Raw genomic sequence first — 20,423 nt, 5'->3', positions numbered from 1 at the left:
CTTGTGCGAGCGTATCGCCCGCACAAGGTTACTTGGCTGGAGTGATCACGACCAAAAGGTCACCCGCATCCACCTGCTGTGTGGCACCGATCGCGAGCCGCTCGATGACGCCGCTGACGGGCGCGGTGATGGCTGCTTCCATCTTCATCGCCTCGATAGAGGCGACGGGTTCACCGGCCTTCACTTCTGCGCCGACCTCGGCCTTCAGCGTGACGACTCCCGAGAACGGTGCCGCCACCTGTCCAGGCTTGGAGGTGTCTGCCTTCTCGACTTCATGGGCATCCACAGCGATCGAACGGTCACGAACGAAGACCGGACGCAGCTGTCCGTTCAGCGTGGTCATGACGGTCCGCATACCCCGATCGTCCGCCTCGCCGATGGCCTCGAGTCCGACGTAGAGCTGCACTCCACGATCGATCTCCACGAGGTGCTCCTGCCCCTGGACCAAGCCGTAGAGGTAGTCGCCGGTGTCGAGCACAGACAGATCACCGAACAGCTCACGCTGCTGCGCGAACTCACGGGTCGGTGCGGGAAACAGCAGAGTGTTCAGACGCGCCCGTCGCTCTTCACTCGTTCCCGCGAGGGCCTTCTCGTCGTCAGACGAGATCTCGGTGAACGCGGAGCGCACCTCGCGTCCGGCAAGCACCTTGCTGCGGAAGGGCTCTGGCCATCCGCCGGGGAGCTCCCCCAGTTCGCCAGCCATGAAGCTCACCACCGAATCGGGAACGTCGTACTTCTCAGGATTCGCTTCGAAGTCGGCGGGATCGGCCCTGACCGCGGCAAGATGCAGCGCGAGGTCGCCCACGACCTTCGATGATGGCGTCACCTTCGGCACACGACCGAGGATCCGATCCGCTGCGGCGTACATGTCCTCGATGAGCTCGAAGTCATCGGCGAGCCCCAGCGCTTTCGCCTGCTGGCGCAGGTTGGAGAGCTGACCGCCGGGGATCTCGTGGTGGTACACGCGCCCTGTGGGACCGGGAAGGCCGGACTCGAACGGCGCGTACTGGTTGCGAACCGCTTCCCAGTAGGGCTCGAGGTCCGAGACGCTGTCCAGATCGATGCCGCTGTCGCGATCGGTGTGCGCGAGGGCTGCGATGAGCGACGAGAGCGAAGGCTGGCTCGTCGTCCCGGACAGCGGGGCGGATGCCGCATCCACTGCGTCTGCGCCCGCGGCACTGGCCGCGAGCAGCGTCGCGAGCTGGCCACCGGGGGTGTCGTGGGTGTGCAGATGAACCGGCAGGTCGAACCGCTCGCGCAGCGCCGTCACGAGCTTTGCAGCGGCAGCCGGGCGCAGGAGGCCCGCCATGTCCTTGATCGCGAGGATGTGCGCGCCGGCGCCGGCGATCTGCTCCGCCAGACGCAGATAGTAATCCAGTGTGTAGAGGTCCTCGGCCGGGTTCAGCAGGTCCCCGGTGTAGCAGAGGGCGACCTCCGCGACAGATGTGCCAGTGGCGCGCACCGCGTCGATGGCGGGACGCATCTGCTCGACATCATTGAGAGCATCGAAGATGCGGAAGATGTCGATGCCGCTCGCCGCGGCCTCAGCCACGAAGGCCTCGGTCACGGCGGTCGGGTACGGGGTGTAGCCGACCGTGTTGCGCCCGCGCAGCAGCATCTGGATGTTGATGTTCGGCAGCGCCGTGCGGAGCTTGTCGAGCCGCTCCCAGGGGTCCTCGCCGAGGAAGCGCAGCGCGACGTCGTACGTTGCACCGCCCCACGCTTCGACCGAGAGCAGTCCCGGAGTGAGCCTGGCGATGTACGGGGCCGCCGCGACAAGGTCACGGGTGCGGACTCGAGTAGCCAGCAACGACTGATGCGCGTCGCGGAATGTCGTGTCCGTGATCGCCAGCGCCGACTGAGCGCGGAGACTCTTCGCGAACTCTTCGGGCCCGAGCTCGAGCAGCCGCTGCCGCGAACCAGGAGCAGGCTCGACACTCAGATCGATGTCGGGCAGCTTCGTCACCGCCTCGACCGTTCCGGGGTGAGCGCCATTGGGCTTGTTCACGGTGACGTCGACGAGCCAGTTCAACAGCTTCGTACCGCGGTCCTTGGACACGCGCCCCTGCAGCAGGTCCGGTCGCTCATCGATGAACGCGGTGCTGATGTCACCGGCAACGAACGAGTCATCGTCAAGCAGCGCCTGCAGGAACGGGATGTTGGTGGATACACCCCGGATGCGGAATTCGGCCAGCGCACGCCGAGCACGCGCGACGGCTGTCTTGAAGTCACGGCCGCGGCAGGTGAGCTTTGAGAGCATCGAGTCGAAGTGCGGGCTGATCTGCGCGCCCTGATGCACAGTGCCGCCGTCGAGACGGATGCCTGCGCCACCGGGCGAACGGTACGTGGTGATCTTTCCGGTGTCGGGGCGGAAGCCCTGCGTGGGGTCCTCTGTGGTGATGCGGCACTGCAGCGCTGCACCTCGCAGGCGGATGTCTCCCTGCTGAAGGCCGAGGTCGGCGAGTGTCTCGCCCGCTGCGATTCGCAGCTGCGCCTGAACGAGATCGACGTCTGTGACCTCTTCTGTCACGGTGTGCTCGACCTGGATGCGCGGGTTCATCTCGATGAAGACGACTTCACCGGTGCGCGCCCCAGCCGTCTCCAGGAGGAACTCGACCGTTCCGGCGTTCTCGTAGCCGATCGAACGCGCGAAGGCGATGGCGTAGCTGTGAAGAGCTGTGCGGATGCTGTCGTCCAGGTTCGGTGCCGGTGCGATCTCGACGACCTTCTGGTGACGGCGCTGCACAGAGCAGTCTCGCTCGAACAGGTGAACCGTCTCGCCGGTCTTGTCAGCGAGGATCTGCACTTCGATGTGGCGGGGTCGTACGACGGCCTGCTCCAGGAACATGCGGGGATCGCCGAACGCGCTCTCCGCCTCGCGCATGGCTTCAGCCAGTGCGGGAGCGAGCTCGCCCTTCGTCTCCACCCGTCGCATCCCCCGGCCGCCGCCGCCGGCGACGGCCTTGGCGAAGATCGGGAATCCGATCTCGTCGGCCTGCGCAATCAATTCATCGATGTCAGCGGATGCTTCGGTCGAGCGAAGCACCGGGACGCCTGCTTCGATCGCGTGCCGCTTCGCCTCGACCTTGTTTCCTGCCATCTCGAGCACGTTCGAGGGCGGACCGACGAAGACGATGCCGTTCGCCGCAGCCTTCTCAGCCAGTTCTGGGTTCTCGGAGAGGAATCCGTACCCGGGGTAGATCGCATCAGCGCCCGATTCCAGAGCGACGCGGATGATCTCGTCCACGTCCAGGTAAGCGCGCACAGGATGCCCGCGCTCACCGATCACATAGGCCTCATCGGCCTTCAGGCGATGCTGCGAACCGCGGTCCTCGTAGGGGAACACCGCAACTGTGCGCGCGCCCACCTCGACTGCTGCTCGGAATGCTCGGATCGCGATCTCACCACGATTAGCCACAAGGATCTTCTGAAACATGCACACCTCTGTTAGCTCGTTATGCGACGTTCTTGACGCACACGGGGCGGGGGCTGAGTGTTTTCCAAGCCTAGGGGAAGGTAACGTGGTGTTCGTGCACGTACTCAGCGTCAGCTCCCTCAAAGGCGGCGTCGGCAAGACGACCGTGACTCTCGGCTTGGCCTCAGCGGCCTTCGCCCGGGGTGTTCGTACTCTCGTCGTCGACCTCGATCCGCAATCTGACGTGTCCACTGGAATGGATATCCAGATCGCCGGACGTCTCAACATCGCCGATGTCCTCGCGAACCCGAAAGAGAAGGTTGTCCGTCAGGCGATCACCTCCAGCGGCTGGGCGAAGGTTCATCCCGGTACCATCGATGTGCTCATCGGCAGCCCATCCGCCATCAACTTCGACGGCCCTCACCCGAGCGTTCGCGACGTGTGGAAGCTCGAAGAGGCACTCGCCGCTGTGGAGAGCGACTACGACCTCGTGCTCGTCGACTGCGCTCCCTCGCTGAATGCGCTGACCCGCACCGCGTGGGCCGCCAGCGATCGCGTGATGGTGGTCACCGAGCCAGGACTGTTCTCGGTCGCTGCCGCCGACCGCGCACTGCGTGCGATCGAAGAGATCCGTCGCGGGCTGTCCCCTCGGCTTCAGCCGCTCGGAATCGTGGTGAACCGCGTGCGTCCGCAGTCCATCGAGCACCAGTTCCGCATCAAAGAGCTCCGCGACATGTTCGGTCCGCTCGTGCTCTCACCCCAGCTGCCGGAGCGGACGTCGCTGCAGCAGGCACAGGGCGCTGCGAAGCCGTTGCACATCTGGCCGGGAGACTCCGCTCAGGAACTTGCCGCGGACTTCGATCTCTTGCTGGACCGCATCGTCCGCGCCGGACGCGTGCCTGTCCCTGAGACCGGCTCGCAGGCCTGAGGCCTCATGTGAAGAACCCGCTCGGCGATGCCGGGCGGGTTTTTCGATGCCAGTCGTCAGGCGGTGCGCTTTGCTCGACGCGCGCCGAGCTCGTCCACCGGGTCGGGCGCGGTCGGGTCGAACTCGACCAGTGTCGACTCGACTTCGCGCAGCACCTTGCCGACGGCGATGCCGAAGACGCCCTGCCCACGACTGACCAGGTCGATGACCTCGTCATTCGACGTGCACAGGTAGACCGATGCACCATCGCTCATGAGCGTGGTTCCGGCGAGGTCACGAATGCCAGCGGCACGCAGCTGGTCGACGGCGACACGGATCTGCTGCAAGGAGATGCCGGTGTCGAGAAGTCGCTTGACCAGCTTGAGGACGAGGATGTCACGGAAGCCGTACATGCGCTGCGAACCGGAACCGCTCGCACCGCGAACGGTCGGAACGACCAGTTCAGTGCGTGCCCAGTAGTCGAGCTGACGGTATGTGATCCCCGCAGCGCGAGCAGCAACCGCACCACGGTAGCCGACCTCGTCATCCATGGCGGGAAGACCATCCGTGAAGAGGAGTTCGGAAACGAACCGCGGGTCGCCTGCACGCTCATCCGCACTCATTTGAATTCCTCTCCTTGGCTTACCTCCACGCTAGAGCAGTGCCCCATGCCGGGCAATGACATCCGCATCGACACGAAGGTGTGTCGCAACCTGTTCGTTACGAAAGAACTCGCGCGAGTGCTTCTTTGACGAAAGCGGCGCGCACGTCGTCGATCTTGGCCGCGAGTTCAGGCGCCATCTCACGCGCTTTCCCTCTCGAGGTGGCATCAGTTCTGCGCAGCAGCGCCGACATGGCCGACTCGATGAGCGAGACCTCGCGCTCGGCGCTCTGGCGAAGCGTGCGCAGATGCCGCGGCTCGATGCCGTGCCGATCCAGTGCAACCAGCCCGCGCAGAAGCGTGACGGTCGACTCGGGGTAGGTCTCTGCGGCGTTGATGATGCCAGTGCTGATCGCGTCGTTGAGGATCTGGGGACCGGCACCTGCGGCGGAGAGCAGCTCTTCGCGACGATAGCGCCGAGGAGCAGGTGCGATCGAGGGAGGCGGCGCGAGACTCAGTCCGCCGCCGTTGTCGGCCTGCGCCTCATCCAGCTGCTCGCGGATGACGCTCAGCGGAAGATAGTGGTCACGCTGCAGAGTGAGCCCGAGACGCAGTCGATCGATGTCGGACTGCGAGAACTTGCGATAGCCCGACTCGGTCCGCGAGGGGCTGACGATGCCCTGGACCTCGAGGAATCGCAGCTTGCTGGAAGTGAGGTCTGGAAACTCAGGCGTGAGCCGTGCGAGCACCTGTCCGATGCTCAGAAGCCCCGCGGACGCAGAGCGATCGCGGGCGTGGAGTGGTGCCATCACTCAGTCGCCGCGTTGAGATCTGCAGGCGAAACGAAGAAGTTCAGACGGAATTTGCCGACGCGGATCTCGTAGCCATTGGCCAGGGCACCGCGGTCCACCCGCTCACCGCTGACATAGGTGCCGTTGAGAGAGCGCTGGTCGATGATCTCGAAGGACTTCTTGTCTGAACGCGTGATCTCAGCGTGTCGACGCGAGACCGTGACGTCGTCGAAGAAGATGTCTGCCTCGGGGTGGCGCCCGATCGTCGTGACAGGTGTGTCGAGCAGATAACGGGCTCCAGCCATCGCACCGGAACGCACCAGCAGCAGCGCAGACCCCGACGGAAGAGCGGCGATCGCAGCCTGTTCGACCTCAGTGAGCTCGGCACCGAAGGGAACGAAAGACAGGTCGGAATCGTGTCCGAATGTCTGCGTGGCGTCGTGCCGCTGCTCACCGTCACGGTGAATTGCGGCGTTGCGCGCCGATTGGCTTTCAAAATCTGTCACGGTAGCCCTCCTACGCCCCAGACTAACTGATCCATAGACTCCCGAGCGAGGCTCTGGATAACTCAGGCTGCGCACAACGTCGTTTCCTATGGTGAGGGTGTGTGCACTCTCACCTCTCGACACTCTCTCAGCCCGGGCGTTCTCGCCGCCGCTCTTCTGGTCGCGTTCGCGTTTCTGTTCGCCTGGCCTCAGCCAGCAGCTGCCCACGATGCTCTCGTCGAGTCGAGCCCTGCCGCCGATTCGACGGTCGAGACACTGCCTGACGCCCTCACTCTGACGTTCAGCGCGGCGCTGATCGATGGCGATGGCTCCACCGAGATCGCCGTGACCGATGCCGCCGGGCAGCCTGTCACCGACGGCGCGGCCACGGTGGACGGCGCGATGGTGACGCAGACTCTCGTGCCGCAGGCCGATGCCGGTGCGTACCACGTGCTGTGGAAGGTCGTCTCCAGCGACGGGCATCCGACCTCGGGAGAATTCCAGTTCACCGTCGCGACCAGCACTCTGCCGTCCCCTGAAGCGTCTGCCACGCCCACGGCAGAAGAGACTGCTGCTCCTGCGCCGGAGGTCACCCAGAGCGCGGTCCCGGCGGAAGACCCGAACATGGAATCCGAAGCGTCCTTCTCCCCCGGCTGGCTCATCGCCGGCGGCGTCGTGCTGCTGGTCGTCGTGTTCGTGCTCGTGCTTCTGCTGCGTCGCCGCAAGCCTGCAGAATCCGAAACTGACAGCCCCGCAGAGCGATAGGCTTAAGGCATGCCACACTACGACGTCGTCATCCTCGGCGCGGGCCCCGGCGGGTACGTCGCCGCAGTCCGCAGCGCACAGCTCGGACTCTCCACCGCGATCATCGAAGAGAAGTACTGGGGCGGTGTGTGCCTCAACGTGGGCTGCATCCCCTCGAAGGCTCTCCTCAAGAACGCGGAGCTCGCACACACCCTGAACCACAAGGCCGACTTCTTCGGGATCTCCGGCGAATTCACGATGGACTACGGCAAGGCGTTCGACCGCAGCCGTGTCGTCGCGGACGGTCGCGTCAAGGGCATCCACTTCCTCATGAAGAAGAACAAGGTGACCGAGTACGACGGCCGAGGCACCTTCACCGGTCCGAAGGCGATCTCCGTCGCCAAGGCCGACGGCTCGACCGAAGAGGTCACCTTCGACAACGCCATCGTCGCGACCGGCTCGAAGGTGCGCCTGCTTCCCGGCGTCGAGCTCAGCGACAACGTCGTGACGTACGAGGAGCAGATCCTCTCGCGTGAGCTTCCGAAGTCGATCGTCATCGTCGGCGCCGGCGCCATCGGCATGGAGTTCGCCTACGTGATGACCAACTACGGCGTCAAGGTGACGATCATCGAGTTCCTCGACCGCGCGCTCCCCAACGAGGACGCCGACGTGTCGAAGGAGATCACGAAGCAGTACAAGAACTACGGCGTCGACATCCTGACCTCGACCAAGGTCGAGTCCGTCGTCGACAACGGCTCGTCCGTCACGGTCTCGCACACGGGCAAGGACGGCCAGCAGAGCTCGATCGAGGCCGACAAGGTGCTCATGTCGGTCGGATTCGCACCCAACGTCGAAGGATTCGGTCTCGACAAGACCGGCGTGAAGCTCACCGAGCGCGGCGCCATCGACATCGACGACCACATGCGCACCAACGTGGACGGCATCTACGCCATCGGCGACGTGACCGCCAAGCTGCAGCTCGCACACGTGGCCGAGGCCCAGGCCGTGGTCGCTGCCGAGACGATCGGCGGCGCGGAGACGCAGACCCTCGGCGACTACCGCATGATGCCCCGCGCGACGTTCTGCTCGCCGCAGGTCGCCTCCTTCGGACTCACCGAGGCGCAGGCGAAGGAGACCGGTCGCGAGATCAAGGTCGTCTCGTTCCCCTTCATGGCCAACGGCAAGGCGCACGGTCTCGGCGAGTCGGTCGGCTTCGTCAAGATGATCGCGGATGCCGAGCACCTGGAGCTGCTCGGTGCCCACATGATCGGCCCGGACGTGTCCGAGCTTCTGCCCGAGCTCACCCTCGCGCAGAAGTGGGACCTCACCGCCCTGGAGCTGGCACGCAACGTGCACACGCACCCGACGCTGTCTGAGGCCCTGCAAGAGGGCTTCCACGGCCTTGCAGGCCACATGATCAACTTCTGATCAGCTAAGCGGGGAACTCAGCGAGCGTCTCGGCGACGACTTCTGTGACCACTCCTGCTGCGGCATCCCGATCCTGCGGCACGAGTCCGATGCGCGTGCGCCGATCCAGGACGTCATCAGCGTCGAGCGCGCCCTCCGCGCGCACGGCGAACACCACCTCCGCGCGGATGACATCGATCCCGTCCGCGACGCGCTGCGCACCGCCGGATCCTCCGGATGCCAGAACGGATGCCGCTTCCGAACCGAAACGCGCACGAAGAGTGGCCGAGGGCGGACGGGGAGCATCCGTGGCGGCTACGGGAACCGGTGACCCCGGCGCGCCCACGAGCGGGAGACGGTCGGTGCGGCATCCGGGGTCGGACAGCCCTGCGTGCCGGCATGCGAGATCGACAGCATCCTTCGCCATCGCGCGATAGGTCGTGAGTTTGCCACCGAGGATGCCGACGGAGCCGTTCGACGATACTTCGACGCGGTGGCGGCGAGAGATATCAGCGGTCGATTCCCCTGCCCGAGCTTCAACGAGCGGGCGGAGGCCCGCGAACGAGCCACGGATGTCACTGCGGCTCAGCGGGCGCTCGAGCGCGCGCGACAGCGTGGCCAGCAGAAAATCGATCTCGTCATCGGTGGGCATCGGCACATCGGGGATGCGCCCTGGCGCATCGACGTCGGTGAGTCCGATGATGATGCGCCCCAGCTGAACGGGGAGGGCGAAGACGAAGCGACTGATCGATCCGGGGTGCGGGACAGTGAGGGCGGCGGTCGGATTGCCGAGTGTTGCGGCGTCCAAGACGAGGTGGGTGCCTCTGCTCGGCCGAAGATGAATGTCGGGGTCGAGCTCGCCCGCCCACACTCCTGCCGCGTTGATGACGACTCGGGCATCGATCTGAACGGATTCGCCGCTGAGCGCGTCGTGAAGCGTCGCTCCTGTCCCGGTGACGCCCGTTGCGCGCACGCGGGTGAGGATCTTCGCCCCGTGCGCGGCAGCCGTCCGGGCGATTGCAGTGACCAGTCGCGCATCATCGATGAGTTGCCCATCCATTGCGACCATTCCGCCGCGGATGCCCCGCCTGCTCACTGCGGGGAACATCGCCACGGACTCCGCGACGGATGCTCTCCTCGGCCGCGGCAGCACGGCGCTCGGGGTGCGTGCGACTCGCCGCAGGCCGTCGCCGAGGAGGAAGCCCACGCTGCCGACGGCCCGCTGTTTCATCGAGACGCCGTCGACGAATGGCAGGAGCTGCGGGAGCGTGCGGACCAGATGCGGCGCGACCCTCGTCATCAGACGGTGACGTTCCACCGCGCTCTCGTGGGCCACGGCGAGGTCACCGGAGGCGAGATAGCGCAGACCACCGTGGACGAGCTTCGAGCTCCATCTGCTCGTTCCGAACGCGAGGTCGTGGGATTCTGCGAGCACGACGGAAAATCCTCGACTCGCGGCATCCAGGGCGACTCCTGCGCCTGTCACGCCTCCCCCGATGACCAGCACGTCCACCTGCCCGGTGTTCGCGAGCATGTCGAGTTCCCGCGAACGTCGCGCAGCGTTCAGCATCGCTGAGGCTCGCACTCCCCGCTCGGCGCTCACGGCTTGAGGTATCCGTCCACGGCTCGCGAGAGTTCCGAACGCCACGAGGATGCTCCGATGAGAGAGGACACGGCGTTGTGGGAGAGCACGGCGGACTGCACGATGAGCAGCAGCATCACGGACACGTCCCGTGCGTCGCCGGCGCGCACGGTTCCGCCAGCCTGACATCGGTCGATGGCCTCTGCGAGCCACCGCAGCATGACGCGCTGACTCGATCCGATCCGCTCGAGGCTGTACTGCGTAAATGCCTCGGGCTCGGATGCGAGGAGGTGGGCGAACACCGGGTCGGCGCTGAACAGATCGGTGAACAGCAGCGTCTGATCGACGAGGTCTTGCCTGGTATCGACCTCCGACGAGAGGCGGTGGATGATCAAGAGAGTCTGGCGGAGCAGAGTCGCACGCACCACTTCGTCGCCGCTCGCCCAGCGCCGGTAAATGGTCGGTCTGCTCACTCGCGCTTCGCGCGCGAGCTCGGCGATCGTGAGGCGGGCGATTCCGCGGGTGGCGATGAGGGCTGCCGCCTGATCCAGGATGTGCTCATCGGACTCATCCCAGGTCGGAATCTCTGAGTCGATCGATGAGTCCAGCACTGCTTGACGATCTTCCATAATGTGTCACACTGTAACGCATGACGACCGAAACGAGTCCGGCTGCGGAGATGCGCTGGAACGGATGGGGCGATCCTGCACTCGCCAAAGATCTTCCTCTCGCAGTGCGCGCCCTGTTGCCGACCATGATCGGGCGGATTCAGCGCCCGGAGCCAGCCGTCGCCCTCGCAGAGGTACGCCTCGCGCCGTCAGCTCTGTCCCCCGAGGCTCGCTCCGCTCTCGCGGCGATCGTCGGCGATTCCTTCGTCACGACAGAGGACGAAGCCCGTATTCAGCATTCCGGCGGCAAGTCGACGATCGACCTCATTCATCGGAGAGAATCCATTCAGGATGCTCCCGACGCCGTCATCTCCCCGAGCGGTCATGACGAAGTCCTCGCCGTTCTGAGGCTCGCAGCCGAACGCTCACTCGCCGTTGTGCCCTTCAGCGGCGGAACGAGCGTCGTCGGAGCGCTGAACCCCGAGCGCGGCGACCACGATGCCGTGATCGCCCTCGATCTGCGGCGCGTGAGCGGTCTGTTGCATCTGGACGAGGAGAGCGGCGAAGCGCGGTTCCTCGCGGGGACCACCGGTCCTGAAGCCGAGCGTCTGCTCACTGAGCACGGCTTCGAGCTCGGGCACTACCCGCAGAGCTTTCTCTACGCCACCCTCGGCGGCTTCGCCTCCGCGCGCTCCTCCGGCCAGAACTCAGCCGGCAACGGTCGCTTCGACGCCATGGTCACCGCTCTGCGGGTGGCGACCCCGACCGGAGAGGTCACGCTCGGGGGCGCACCAGGGTCGGCAGCCGGCCCCGATCTGATGCGGGTGTTCCTCGGTGCAGAAGGAATTCTCGGGGTCATCACCGAACTGAGCCTGCGCGTGCACCGGCTGCCGCAGACCCGCATCTACGAGGGCTGGTCGTTCCCAGACTTCGCATCGGGTGTCGATGCTCTGCGCCGCGTTGCTCAGCTGGGCACTAGCCCCACCGTGATCCGCCTGTCCGATGAGGTGGAGACGGGAATCGGGCTCGCCCAGCACAGCAAGATCGGCAAGGCGCTGTCGAAGGGATGCAGCGCCGTCACCGTGTTCGAAGGCGATGCGGAGCTCGCTGCCGCCCGGCACGCCATGACCACGCGCGTCCTCACAGCCGCAGGTGGTCGTTCGACCGGCACCGCCCCCGCCGAGGAATGGGCGAAGGGACGATTCGGAGCGCCGTATCTGCGTGACGCTCTGCTCGATCACGGCGTGTTCTGCGAGACGCTGGAGACTGCCGCTGTATGGGCGGATGTCGCGCGGGTGAAGTCTGCCGTGACCGAAGCGCTCCGCGAGGGCTTCGCCGATCACGACACCAAGTCGCTCGTGATGTGCCACATCTCGCACATCTACCCGACTGGTGCTGCGCTGTACTTCACCGTCATCGCGAATCTGCGCGGCGATGTGCTGTCCGAGTGGGATGCGATCAAATCACGCGTGAACGATGCGATCCTCCACGCCGGCGGCACAATCAGCCACCACCACGGCGTCGGTCGTGATCACGCGCCGTGGTTCGCGCAGGAGGTCGGGGATGGTGGCATCCGGATCCTTCGTGCACTGAAGACCGAGTTGGACCCCACCGGCATCATGAACCCCGGCGCGCTGATCTCGGCCGCTTCGGCGGACTGACATGCGGAACATCCATGTTCTCGTGAATCCGTCCGCTGGGCGCGGCGCGGGCGCATCGCGCGGCGCGGCCGCGATCGCCCGGCTGCGAGAGCGCGGCATCGACCCGGTGGTGCACACCGGCACGTCACCATCGGATTCTCGGCGGCTCGCGGAGAAAGCCGTCGCCGCCCACCCCGATGCCCTGGTCATCGTCGGCGGTGACGGAACGCTGGCGACAGTGGTCGATGTGCTGGCCGGTTCCGGCATCCCCCTCGTTCTCGTTCCCGCCGGAACCGGCAACGATCTCGCCCGCACCTTGGGGATCGCGTTCGGGTCCGACGATGCGGCGGCCGATGCCGCAAATGCTGCCATCGACGGCATCCCGCGTTCGCTCGACATCGGCGAGGCAGTCTCTCCGGATGCGACGGCACGTTTCCTCACGATCGCCGCGCTCGGTTTCGACGCGAAAGTGAGCGAGCGAACGAACCGCCTGCGCTGGCCGCGCGGCGGCGCGCGCTACTACCTCGCCCTGCTGATCGAGCTGATCCGGCTGGCACCGATGCACTTCACGCTGCGCGTTGATGGCGCTGAGGCCCCCGTCGCGGACGGCATCCTCATCGCCATCGGAAACACACCCACCTATGGCGGCGGGATGCCGATCTGCCCGGACGCCGACCCGCATGACGGCCTGTTCGATGTCATCCACATCGCCCCGGTCGGCAGGTTCGAGCTGATCAGGTTCTTCCCGCATCTGCTGCGCGGCACGCACGTGAGCCTGCCCCAGGTCACGACAATGCGAGGACGCGAGATCGAAGTATCAGCGCCCGGGCTCCTCATGTACGCCGACGGCGAGCGCATCGGCACTGAAAGCGTCCGGATCCGCGTGATCCCCGGGGCGCTCAGCATTCTGCTGCCAGGGTGATCTCAGCCACCTGGAGTTGAATCGCCGGCCAGTCGGTAGGGTGGCGCCCATGACGCGAGTGTGGTTAGAACGATGGGAATGGGCTTGTTGCGGTGATCCGTTCGCCGTCGGCGACGAGGTGGACTTCGGCATCCCGTCTCGAACGCCCCATCCGGCTATGGCCGACATGCTCACCCCTGAGCTCATCAGCACCGTCGACGCGATCGAGTCTCACCACGAATCGGAATTCACCGACCGAGTACGCGGACGCGTGGTCGCCGTACACGCGATCACTCACGAGATCACGGAGCGCAGGACGCTGCGTCGCCCTGGACACGGCGCTCCCCCGGATGCCGTGATGCCTGCGGACGGTGAGGAATGGCCGATGAACCGACTCGAACTCGGCAACGGGGTGTTCGCGGGGTCGCAGCCATCACGGTACGTCACAGAGTCCGTGCCGGTGCCGCACAGCGCCACCCTCGAGAGCGTGGGCGGTGTCGGAGTGGCGCCTGAGCCTCTGCCGGCACTGCAGCCCGGCCACGCATTGGCCGGGTGGTTCGTCGACGTCGACGAGAGTTAGCCCGATCGATGCTCACTGTGCGGCGAACTCGGCGAGCTCGCTCGCCACGGCGGTTCCTTCACGGACGAACAGCGCGGGTCGCCCGAGGGGCGCGTCGACCATCTCGCTGACGACGACGGTCGATTCGCCGAACACCTCTCCGGTCCAGATGTTCTGCCAGAGGCCGGGTGGGAAGACCACCTCGACCGACGTTGCATCGGCGGCGAGCACCGGCGCCAGAAGCACATCAGGCCCCATCTGGAGCTCGTTGTCCGCTGCGCCGTTCAGCTCGACGGATGATGCCAGCATCCAGGGATGCTGAGCAGCACCCGCAAGCGGCCCCTGTGCGGCGAGGCGCCCGCGTTCCGAGGCGAGTGCGACGAACACCCGGCTGAGGTCGCCGAGCACGGCAGCGAGCTCGGCATCCTCCGCGGGCTGCGCGGAGAAAGCCGGCCGGTTGCCCTCGTGCGTGCGGAACACCGGCTGCAGCAGCGAGGCCTCTGCCCACCGCACGACGAGCTCATCGTCACGGACCACATCCGCGATGACCGGCAGATCGACACTCGTGTACCCGCCGATATCGCCGTGCACCTGTGCCATCCCGCTCGCCGAAAGCGACTGCGTCAGAGTGACCGTGGACGCGAGACCGTCCGTGCGCGACCAGTCCTGTGTCTGATCCCCTAACCACAGCGCGTCGGCCTGCCCCGCAGACGAAGTGCCGCCGCTGCGATGCCACACGAATCCTTCTTCGCTCAGACCTGCAAGGGCCAGCGCGCGCTGATTGACCTGCTGCCACAGCGTCGGCCACTGCACACGCCAGTCGGCGCCGCTCCCTCCAGCGAGAACAGCTTCCGGGGGCGGTCCCTCCGCGAAGTCCGCCATCCAGCCGGATGCTCCGACTCCGGCGACTTCGTCGGCGATGGCCTGCGCGAACCACTCCCGAGCATCAGGATTCGATAGATCGACCGTCGCCGCGGTGAACCCGTGCTGGTCGGCGTCGAGCACCGCGCCGTTCGCATCCCGTGCGAGGTAGCCGGCACCAGCGGCCTCGGCGTACAGATCGCGTCCGCCGCGCGCCGCGGATGCCGCACCGCTGTCGGCCGAAAGAAAGGAGTTGACGTATGTGAGCACGCGGATGTCCTGTGCGTCGAGATCAGCGACCAGCTCCTCCCAGCCCGGATACTGCTCGTGGTCGAGACTCCAGTTCCACTGCAACCGCTCACCGAAATCCGTGGTGCGCCGCCCCACCCAGTCCTGCAGCCAGACCGCCCCGAGTGGAACGCCCGCTTCCTGCAGCGTCGTCACCTTCGCGCGCACTTCGTCGGTGCCGCCCTGCAGACCTGCGATCATCCCGGTCGATGCCCATGCGGGAGGCGGTGCGGCGGCGCCCGTCCACCCGGACTGGATCGCGACCGCCTGTGCTGGCGTACCGGCTGCGGCGACCGCGAAATCTGCAGTGCTGCTCCAGACTTCCCAGATCATGCGGTCGTGGGGCCGCAGATCCACCGAGGAGATCGCTTCCCCTCGGTAGACCAGGCTTCGAGAGAGGTCGGTGACATTCACTGCGCTTGGCAGATACGTCGTGTCCTGCCCGCCCGCCGCGGAGGCGGCGAGGTCGACGAGGAACGAGAGCGGCTGCTCTCCCCGGCCGATGCCCTGCTCGCGCGGAATGAGGGGGACTCGGTTGCCGCGCAGGTCCCACCCCGCCGACTGCGCGCCGAGACCGTGCACGCCCTCGTCAGGCTCGAGCGCTGCAGAGAGGTACAGCCTGTTCGCCGCGGGGTCCACAGAGATGGCGGCATCCAGCCGTCCGGATGCCCCCTCGCTGAGACGCATCTCCCAGGCGATGGCCTCGACGTCTTCGAGAGTGCCACTCAGGGTGAGCGCGCCATCCGCACCGATCTGGGCGGACGCCACATGCTGCTCACCCCACGCACGGTCGCGGTGATCGCTCACGCGCACCAGACCGAGATCGTCGAGGAACCGTGCTTCTGAGTCGGCCGCGGTGAGGAACGAATCGCCCGGCACGGTCTCCCACACGGGTGCGACAGCATCCGGATGCGTCACATGCAGCGCGTCGTCGAGACGCACGGTGAACTCTCCGACCTGCCACTCGCCCTCTGCGGCATCCACGACCAGGTCCCCACGCGGCGGATCTGTGAGAGCCGTCGCCGGCGCGGGGAGCTTCACGATGACGAACACGGTGCCGAAGATCGCGGCGGCGGCGAGGAGCACGACAACGCCAAGCCCGATCCGGCGTCCGATGCGCCCGCGACGGCGCGGCGCGGCTTCGGTGTCGGTCACACGCTCAGTATAGGTATGCGGTTCATCCCCGCCGCATCGTGATCATGTCGGCGGTGAGTCCGCGTAGCGGCGCCGTGCCGAGCATCCGGATCAGCGCATTCCGCCCGAGACGAATCGGGCCGCGGACTGGCTTTCCCATCGTCATGTAGAAGAAGGAACGACGTTGTGCGCGGGCGGCGGAACGCAAGGCGGATCGTTCATAGTCGCCGAACTCAGGATGCCGTTCGCGCAGGGAGCGTTCGATGGCCGCGACAAGGCTCCTCGCCGCCGCCCAGCCGAGATTCATTCCCTGCCCGCCGATCGGACTGGTCTCGTGCGCGGCGTCCCCAACGAGAACGACCCGTCCCTCGGCGACACGTGACGCGCGATGCTGCCGGGCCTGGAATGCGGTCGGCTGAATACCGTCAGGAAACGAGAGAGGGATGCCGGTGCGCTGCCGAACCGCGTTTGTGAGCGCAGAAGCATCGCCGAGTTCGCGGTATGGATCCCCGGTGACCCAGCGTCGCCTGCCACCGGGGAGAGGAAAGGACTCCACGAGCCCTGCGGGCTCGCAGTATAACTGTGCGCGCGGATCGCTCTCGGTGTCGGGAATGTCGGCCATGGCGTACCAGCCCTGGCCACGCTGAGGGCGCCAGTCGATGCCGAGCAGGCGTCGGATGCCGCTGCGCACGCCGTCGGCGGCGATGACGAACGATGCCGTACTGTCTCGTGCGCCGTCGACCCTCAGCCGCACCCTGTCGCCTTCGGGATGCACGCCGGAGACAGTGTGCCCGACGCACAGCGCGTTGCCGTTCAGCTCGCACAGACGCTGCCTGAGCAGTGCATCCGTGCGATGCTGCGGCAGGATCAGCACCCGCTGCTTCGTCGTGAACTCCAGCGATGCGAGCACCCTCCCTTCGCTGATCACCTCGCCGCCTCTGAGCGTCAGCGCTTCCTCGCGCGCCGCCGCCCCGATTCCCGACGCGTCAAGAACCGCGATACCGGGCGGGTGGATGCCGATCGCCCGAGAACGGTGATCGGCTCCGTCGCGCGCCTCGAACACGGCCACATCGATCCCCCGCTGGGCGAGCAGACAGGCAAGCAGCAGGCCGATGGGTCCCGCACCCACGATCGCGACGTCATGGTCGGGCATCCCACGCCTCCCAGCGCAGCTCGAGTCTGGCGGGGAACCGCTGTCGCACCTGCCAGCCGTCCGCAACGTCGGCGGTGATCTCGCGTGCCGTGTACGAGCGACGGATGCTGGTGAGCCCATCCTCCCGGATGAACGAGTCGGCGAACACATTCTTTGCGAACGGCCAGGTCCCCGCCCGGAAAGACCGGTACGCGAAGCCGCTGCGCTCGATGTCTCGGTGCAGAACGAGTCCGTCATCCGCCACGAGCGCGACGGAGTCGCTCAGCAGTTCGGGCAATTCGCCACCGGTCAGATGATGCAGCAGATGGTTGGACACCACGACATCGAAGCGCTCTGCGTTCGCAACCAGATCACTCGTGTGCGCACAGCGGTACTCGACGTCACCCCCGCGCGCACTCGCCCATCGGATCGCCCTGGCATCGGCATCCAGAGCCGTCACCGACATCTGCAGACCGTCACGACGCGCCCATCCGGCGAGCGCGCGTGACACGTCGCCGCCGCCGGCGCCCACATCGAGCAATCGGATCGGCCTGCGCCGCGCGAAGGGCCGGATGTCATGTCGGTACACGGTCTTCCATCGCGACACCACGGCATTCACGAGAGGAAATCGCTCGTACGTCCGCTCCAGCATCCGGATATCGGCGTCCGGATCGTCCATCAGCTCGCGCTCCTCGACCGCGCGCGACGAGAGATCGACCATCAGAGCGGCGCGACGACCGTCAGCAGTGCTGATTCCGCTGTCAGCCCGGGGCCGAACGCCATCGCCGTCACCCGTTCGCCATCACGCGCCCCCTCTTCCTCGAGGATGCGCCGCAGTACGAACAGCACGGTCGCACTCGACATGTTGCCGTACTGACGCAGCACCTCTCTCGCGGGGTGAAGCTGCTGCTCGGACAGCTTCAGGTGCTCTTGGACCTTGTCGAGGATGCTTCGCCCTCCTGGGTGGATCGCCCAGTGCGCGACCGATTCGCCGATCTCATCCTCATCGAAAGCGCCGGCAAGCGTGGCGTCGGCGGCATAGAGCGGTCGCAGGGCGTCGAAGATGTTGTCACCGATCAGCTGCGGCACCGCGGTGGAGAGGACCATCTCGAACCCCTCGTCGCCGATCATCCACGCCATGTCCTTCTTCCCGTCCGGAATGATTCCGGTGTGGAAGCGATCAAGCGCGAAACCCGGCACGGCAGAATCGAAGGCGCGTGCGGTGACAAGACCTGCGGCGGCCCCATCCGCGAACAGCGACGTCGCCACGATCATGTCTGGGTCCTCGGATGACCGAAGATGCAGGGTACACAGCTCGACGCTGACCACGAGGACGACCGCCTCGGGATTCGCCGCGCAGAACTGGGCAGCCGCTCGCAGCGCGGGCATCGATGCGTAGCATCCCATGAATCCGAAGTGATAGCGCTCCACGCTGTCTGCCAGCCCGAGCGCCCGCACGATCTCGTAGTCGGGACCGGGTGCGTAGAACCCAGTGCACGACACAGTGATCACATGGGTGATATCGGCCGCGGTGATGTCTGGGTCGGCCTCGAGGGTTCGACGGGCCACATCGACGTAGAGCTTCCACGCTTCGCGCACGTAGATCTCATTGCGCACTTTCGTGCTCGGCGACAGCAGCACCCCGTGCTCACGGTCGAAGAACTGCGAGCTCTCCGCTGTCGAGGAGAATGAGAGCTCGTCGAGCACCGTGTACCGGGTATCGATGCCTGAGCCGTTGAACGATGCGGTCACGATGCGCTTCGCCAGCCTGCCGAGATCGGGTTGGGCGGCGAAGACGTCGCGAACCTCCTCCTGTCGCAGCGTCGTACTCGGAACGATCGTCTGGAGCGAACGCAGGATGGCGGAGTGGCTCATGAGGTCACTCAAGCATGCCGAACCGCCGTGCAGAAGGGGGTTGCGTCAGACGCCGGATGTCGTCAGTGACCCAGTGCGCGGGCGAGTTTGGAATCGGATGCCGCGGGGCGACCCCCTGCGGCGAAGACGACGACCTCGATCGCAGTGAACAGCGCGTCGCGCCCGGCAGCATCAGTAGGAGCTGCGGGTCCCAGCTCGACCTCCCACTCGCGCCATTGCCTCTCGACGTTCTGTCGCAGATCAGTGGCGCGAACGCGGTCGTCGACGAACTCCGCGATGACGCCGGCCTCGCCGGTGATCAAGTACGCGGTGCGATCGTTCGCGATGCGAGCAAGCGGGCTCAGCGGCGCAGTGCTCCATCGTGCCAGCGTGTCTGCGACAGCATCCGGGATGCTCTCATCGTCGCCGAGCGGCCAGCCGATTTCGAGACGCCCATCACCCTCACGCGGACCTTTGATGTGCCAGCCTGCGTCGGGTCCGCCGGTGCGACGCCGCAATGCCACGCCAGCTTTCGAGAGCGTGATATCTGCGGTATCGAAGTAGCGCGCGTCCAGCACCCGGAGCTCACCGTCGGTGACGACTGTCACTCCAGGGATCCCGTCCCACACCGGCACTGCTGTACCGATATCGACGTCGTATTTGCGCTCGATCTCGAATGTCTGTGATGGCACGGCCGAAGAGGCCGCAGCCTCAGTCATCATTCAGCGTGAGATCTTCGAGCGCCTCGTCGTACCAGTAGTCGATCTCGGTGGGGCCATCACTGGAGCCGGTGTTCTGCGGCTCTCCTCGGCGGTTATAGACCACCTGTGTCTCGCTGTACGGAACGATCAGCTTGTCATCGGCGTCCTCGATGGGGACGACCTGCCCGTCGAGCGGGCCACCGTGAAGTCGTGCGATTGCCATGTGCTCACCATAGCCCTCACCCGATCCCGATGCCCAGCACGGCGCCGATGATCATCCATGGTCCGAACGCAATGCGTGTTGACCGATCCGCTCGGCGCAGGGCCATGAGCACGAGAGCGTAGACGGCTCCGAGCATGAAGGCTGATGCGGCGCCGATCATGAATGATTGCCAGCCGTGCCATCCCAGCAGCAGCCCGATGAGAGCTGCGAGTTTCACATCTCCCCCACCGATCCCGCCCTTGCTCATCCCGCGGAGAACGCCGTAGAAGCCGCCGAGGACCAGCATCCCCACCAGCGCGCTGACCAGCGCACCGGTGCGTGCGGTCATGAGCGCGTCGACGCCGACCAGCGCGAGAGATGCTGCGAGGGTCGGCAGGACGATGCGGTTGGGCAACCGGTGCGTGTGCGCATCGATCACAAGCAGCCATATGCCGATACCGGCGAGCCCCACGTGCACGGCGATGACCGCGATGTCGTACGGGGACGGAGATGGCATGCCCGAAATGCTACGAGAAGCACGGATACCGCGGATCTGACCTGTGGATAACTTCGATGTCTGATGTACGAATTACTATCAATGCATCACTTGA

At 66.0% G+C, this 20,423-nt stretch carries 19 protein-coding genes; 6 read left to right on the top strand and 13 right to left on the bottom strand.

Features of this window, described 5'->3' with window-relative positions; genetic code table 11:
- Positions 1-28: 28 nt before the first annotated feature.
- Complete coding sequence (locus tag ACN0RC_RS09880; protein WP_417511229.1) at positions 29-3,436, bottom strand: pyruvate carboxylase; 3,408 nt, start codon at positions 3,434-3,436, stop codon at positions 29-31.
- Positions 3,437-3,530: 94 nt separating this feature from the next.
- On the opposite strand from ACN0RC_RS09880, the gene ACN0RC_RS09875 reads away from it, so the two are divergent.
- Complete coding sequence (locus ACN0RC_RS09875; RefSeq protein ID WP_417511678.1) at positions 3,531-4,343, top strand: ParA family protein; 813 nt, start codon at positions 3,531-3,533, stop codon at positions 4,341-4,343.
- 56 nt (positions 4,344-4,399) lie between these two features.
- Here the strand turns inward: ACN0RC_RS09875 and ACN0RC_RS09870 are convergent, their stop codons facing one another.
- The 3 genes from ACN0RC_RS09870 to ACN0RC_RS09860 all read right to left on the bottom strand — a co-directional run bounded on the left by ACN0RC_RS09870 (position 4,400) and on the right by ACN0RC_RS09860 (position 6,181).
- On the bottom strand, positions 4,400-4,945 hold the full coding sequence (locus tag ACN0RC_RS09870) for a MerR family transcriptional regulator (RefSeq protein ID WP_417511227.1): 546 nt from the start codon (positions 4,943-4,945) through the stop codon (positions 4,400-4,402).
- Positions 4,946-5,042: 97 nt separating this feature from the next.
- Positions 5,043-5,732 carry a MerR family transcriptional regulator gene (locus ACN0RC_RS09865; RefSeq protein WP_417511225.1) on the bottom strand — a complete coding sequence of 230 codons (690 nt, stop codon included), beginning with the start codon at positions 5,730-5,732 and terminating at the stop codon, positions 5,043-5,045.
- Positions 5,732-6,181 carry an FHA domain-containing protein gene (locus ACN0RC_RS09860; RefSeq protein ID WP_417511676.1) on the bottom strand — a complete coding sequence of 150 codons (450 nt, stop codon included), beginning with the start codon at positions 6,179-6,181 and terminating at the stop codon, positions 5,732-5,734. Before ACN0RC_RS09860 ends, ACN0RC_RS09865 begins: the two co-directional genes overlap by 1 nt.
- 138 nt (positions 6,182-6,319) lie before the next feature.
- On the opposite strand from ACN0RC_RS09860, the gene ACN0RC_RS09855 reads away from it, so the two are divergent.
- Positions 6,320-6,964, top strand: a complete 645-nt coding sequence (locus ACN0RC_RS09855) for a copper resistance CopC family protein (protein WP_417511223.1) — start codon at positions 6,320-6,322, stop codon at positions 6,962-6,964.
- 9 nt (positions 6,965-6,973) lie between these two features.
- Positions 6,974-8,371 (top strand): dihydrolipoyl dehydrogenase, encoded by a 1,398-nt coding sequence (lpdA, locus tag ACN0RC_RS09850; protein WP_417511221.1) that lies wholly within the window; start codon positions 6,974-6,976, stop codon positions 8,369-8,371.
- A gap of 4 nt (positions 8,372-8,375) precedes the next feature.
- Here lpdA and ACN0RC_RS09845 read toward each other — a convergent pair whose 3' ends face one another.
- Together ACN0RC_RS09845 and ACN0RC_RS09840 are read right to left on the bottom strand one after the other, a co-directional pair.
- Positions 8,376-9,884 carry a glycerol-3-phosphate dehydrogenase/oxidase gene (locus ACN0RC_RS09845; protein WP_417511219.1) on the bottom strand — a complete coding sequence of 503 codons (1,509 nt, stop codon included), beginning with the start codon at positions 9,882-9,884 and terminating at the stop codon, positions 8,376-8,378.
- A gap of 65 nt (positions 9,885-9,949) precedes the next feature.
- The gene (locus ACN0RC_RS09840; protein ID WP_417511217.1) at positions 9,950-10,561 is read right to left on the bottom strand and encodes a TetR/AcrR family transcriptional regulator; all 612 of its coding nucleotides are present in this window, start codon (positions 10,559-10,561) and stop codon (positions 9,950-9,952) included.
- 20 nt (positions 10,562-10,581) lie between these two features.
- On the opposite strand from ACN0RC_RS09840, the gene ACN0RC_RS09835 reads away from it, so the two are divergent.
- Genes ACN0RC_RS09835 through ACN0RC_RS09825 form a run of 3 tightly spaced genes read left to right on the top strand, consistent with a single transcriptional unit; the run spans position 10,582 to position 13,661 of the window.
- Positions 10,582-12,201, top strand: coding sequence for an FAD-binding oxidoreductase (locus tag ACN0RC_RS09835; RefSeq protein WP_417511215.1), 1,620 nt, complete (start codon positions 10,582-10,584; stop codon positions 12,199-12,201).
- A gap of 1 nt (position 12,202) precedes the next feature.
- A complete protein-coding gene (locus ACN0RC_RS09830; protein WP_417511214.1) occupies positions 12,203-13,102 on the top strand; it encodes a YegS/Rv2252/BmrU family lipid kinase in 900 nt (299 codons plus the stop codon).
- A gap of 49 nt (positions 13,103-13,151) precedes the next feature.
- Positions 13,152-13,661 carry a DUF6578 domain-containing protein gene (locus ACN0RC_RS09825; protein ID WP_417511212.1) on the top strand — a complete coding sequence of 170 codons (510 nt, stop codon included), beginning with the start codon at positions 13,152-13,154 and terminating at the stop codon, positions 13,659-13,661.
- Between the two features lie 12 nt (positions 13,662-13,673).
- Here ACN0RC_RS09825 and ACN0RC_RS09820 read toward each other — a convergent pair whose 3' ends face one another.
- From ACN0RC_RS09820 to ACN0RC_RS09790, 7 genes are all read right to left on the bottom strand, one after another.
- The gene (locus tag ACN0RC_RS09820) at positions 13,674-15,944 is read right to left on the bottom strand and encodes a TIM-barrel domain-containing protein (RefSeq protein WP_417511210.1); all 2,271 of its coding nucleotides are present in this window, start codon (positions 15,942-15,944) and stop codon (positions 13,674-13,676) included.
- 22 nt (positions 15,945-15,966) lie between these two features.
- Positions 15,967-17,076 carry an FAD-dependent oxidoreductase gene (locus ACN0RC_RS09815; RefSeq protein ID WP_417511208.1) on the bottom strand — a complete coding sequence of 370 codons (1,110 nt, stop codon included), beginning with the start codon at positions 17,074-17,076 and terminating at the stop codon, positions 15,967-15,969.
- Complete coding sequence (locus ACN0RC_RS09810) at positions 17,063-17,776, bottom strand: methyltransferase domain-containing protein (RefSeq protein WP_417511206.1); 714 nt, start codon at positions 17,774-17,776, stop codon at positions 17,063-17,065. The genes ACN0RC_RS09815 and ACN0RC_RS09810 overlap by 14 nt, the downstream gene beginning before the upstream one ends.
- Positions 17,776-18,930: a type III polyketide synthase gene (locus tag ACN0RC_RS09805; RefSeq protein ID WP_417511204.1), complete on the bottom strand. Its 1,155-nt coding sequence runs from the start codon at positions 18,928-18,930 to the stop codon at positions 17,776-17,778. Before ACN0RC_RS09805 ends, ACN0RC_RS09810 begins: the two co-directional genes overlap by 1 nt.
- Positions 18,931-18,992: 62 nt before the next feature.
- On the bottom strand, positions 18,993-19,601 hold the full coding sequence (locus ACN0RC_RS09800; protein ID WP_417511202.1) for a CYTH domain-containing protein: 609 nt from the start codon (positions 19,599-19,601) through the stop codon (positions 18,993-18,995).
- Between the two features lie 19 nt (positions 19,602-19,620).
- Complete coding sequence (locus ACN0RC_RS09795) at positions 19,621-19,833, bottom strand: response regulator (protein WP_417511200.1); 213 nt, start codon at positions 19,831-19,833, stop codon at positions 19,621-19,623.
- Positions 19,834-19,849: 16 nt separating this feature from the next.
- The gene (locus ACN0RC_RS09790) at positions 19,850-20,329 is read right to left on the bottom strand and encodes a prepilin peptidase (protein WP_417511198.1); all 480 of its coding nucleotides are present in this window, start codon (positions 20,327-20,329) and stop codon (positions 19,850-19,852) included.
- Positions 20,330-20,423: the final 94 nt, after the last annotated feature.

Origin of the sequence: Microbacterium sp., from assembly GCF_048259935.1 — a bacterium.
Taxonomy (GTDB): Bacteria; Actinomycetota; Actinomycetes; order Actinomycetales; family Microbacteriaceae; genus Microbacterium.
Note: the sequence above shows the minus strand (reverse complement) of the source record. Positions and strands in the feature narration are given on the sequence as shown.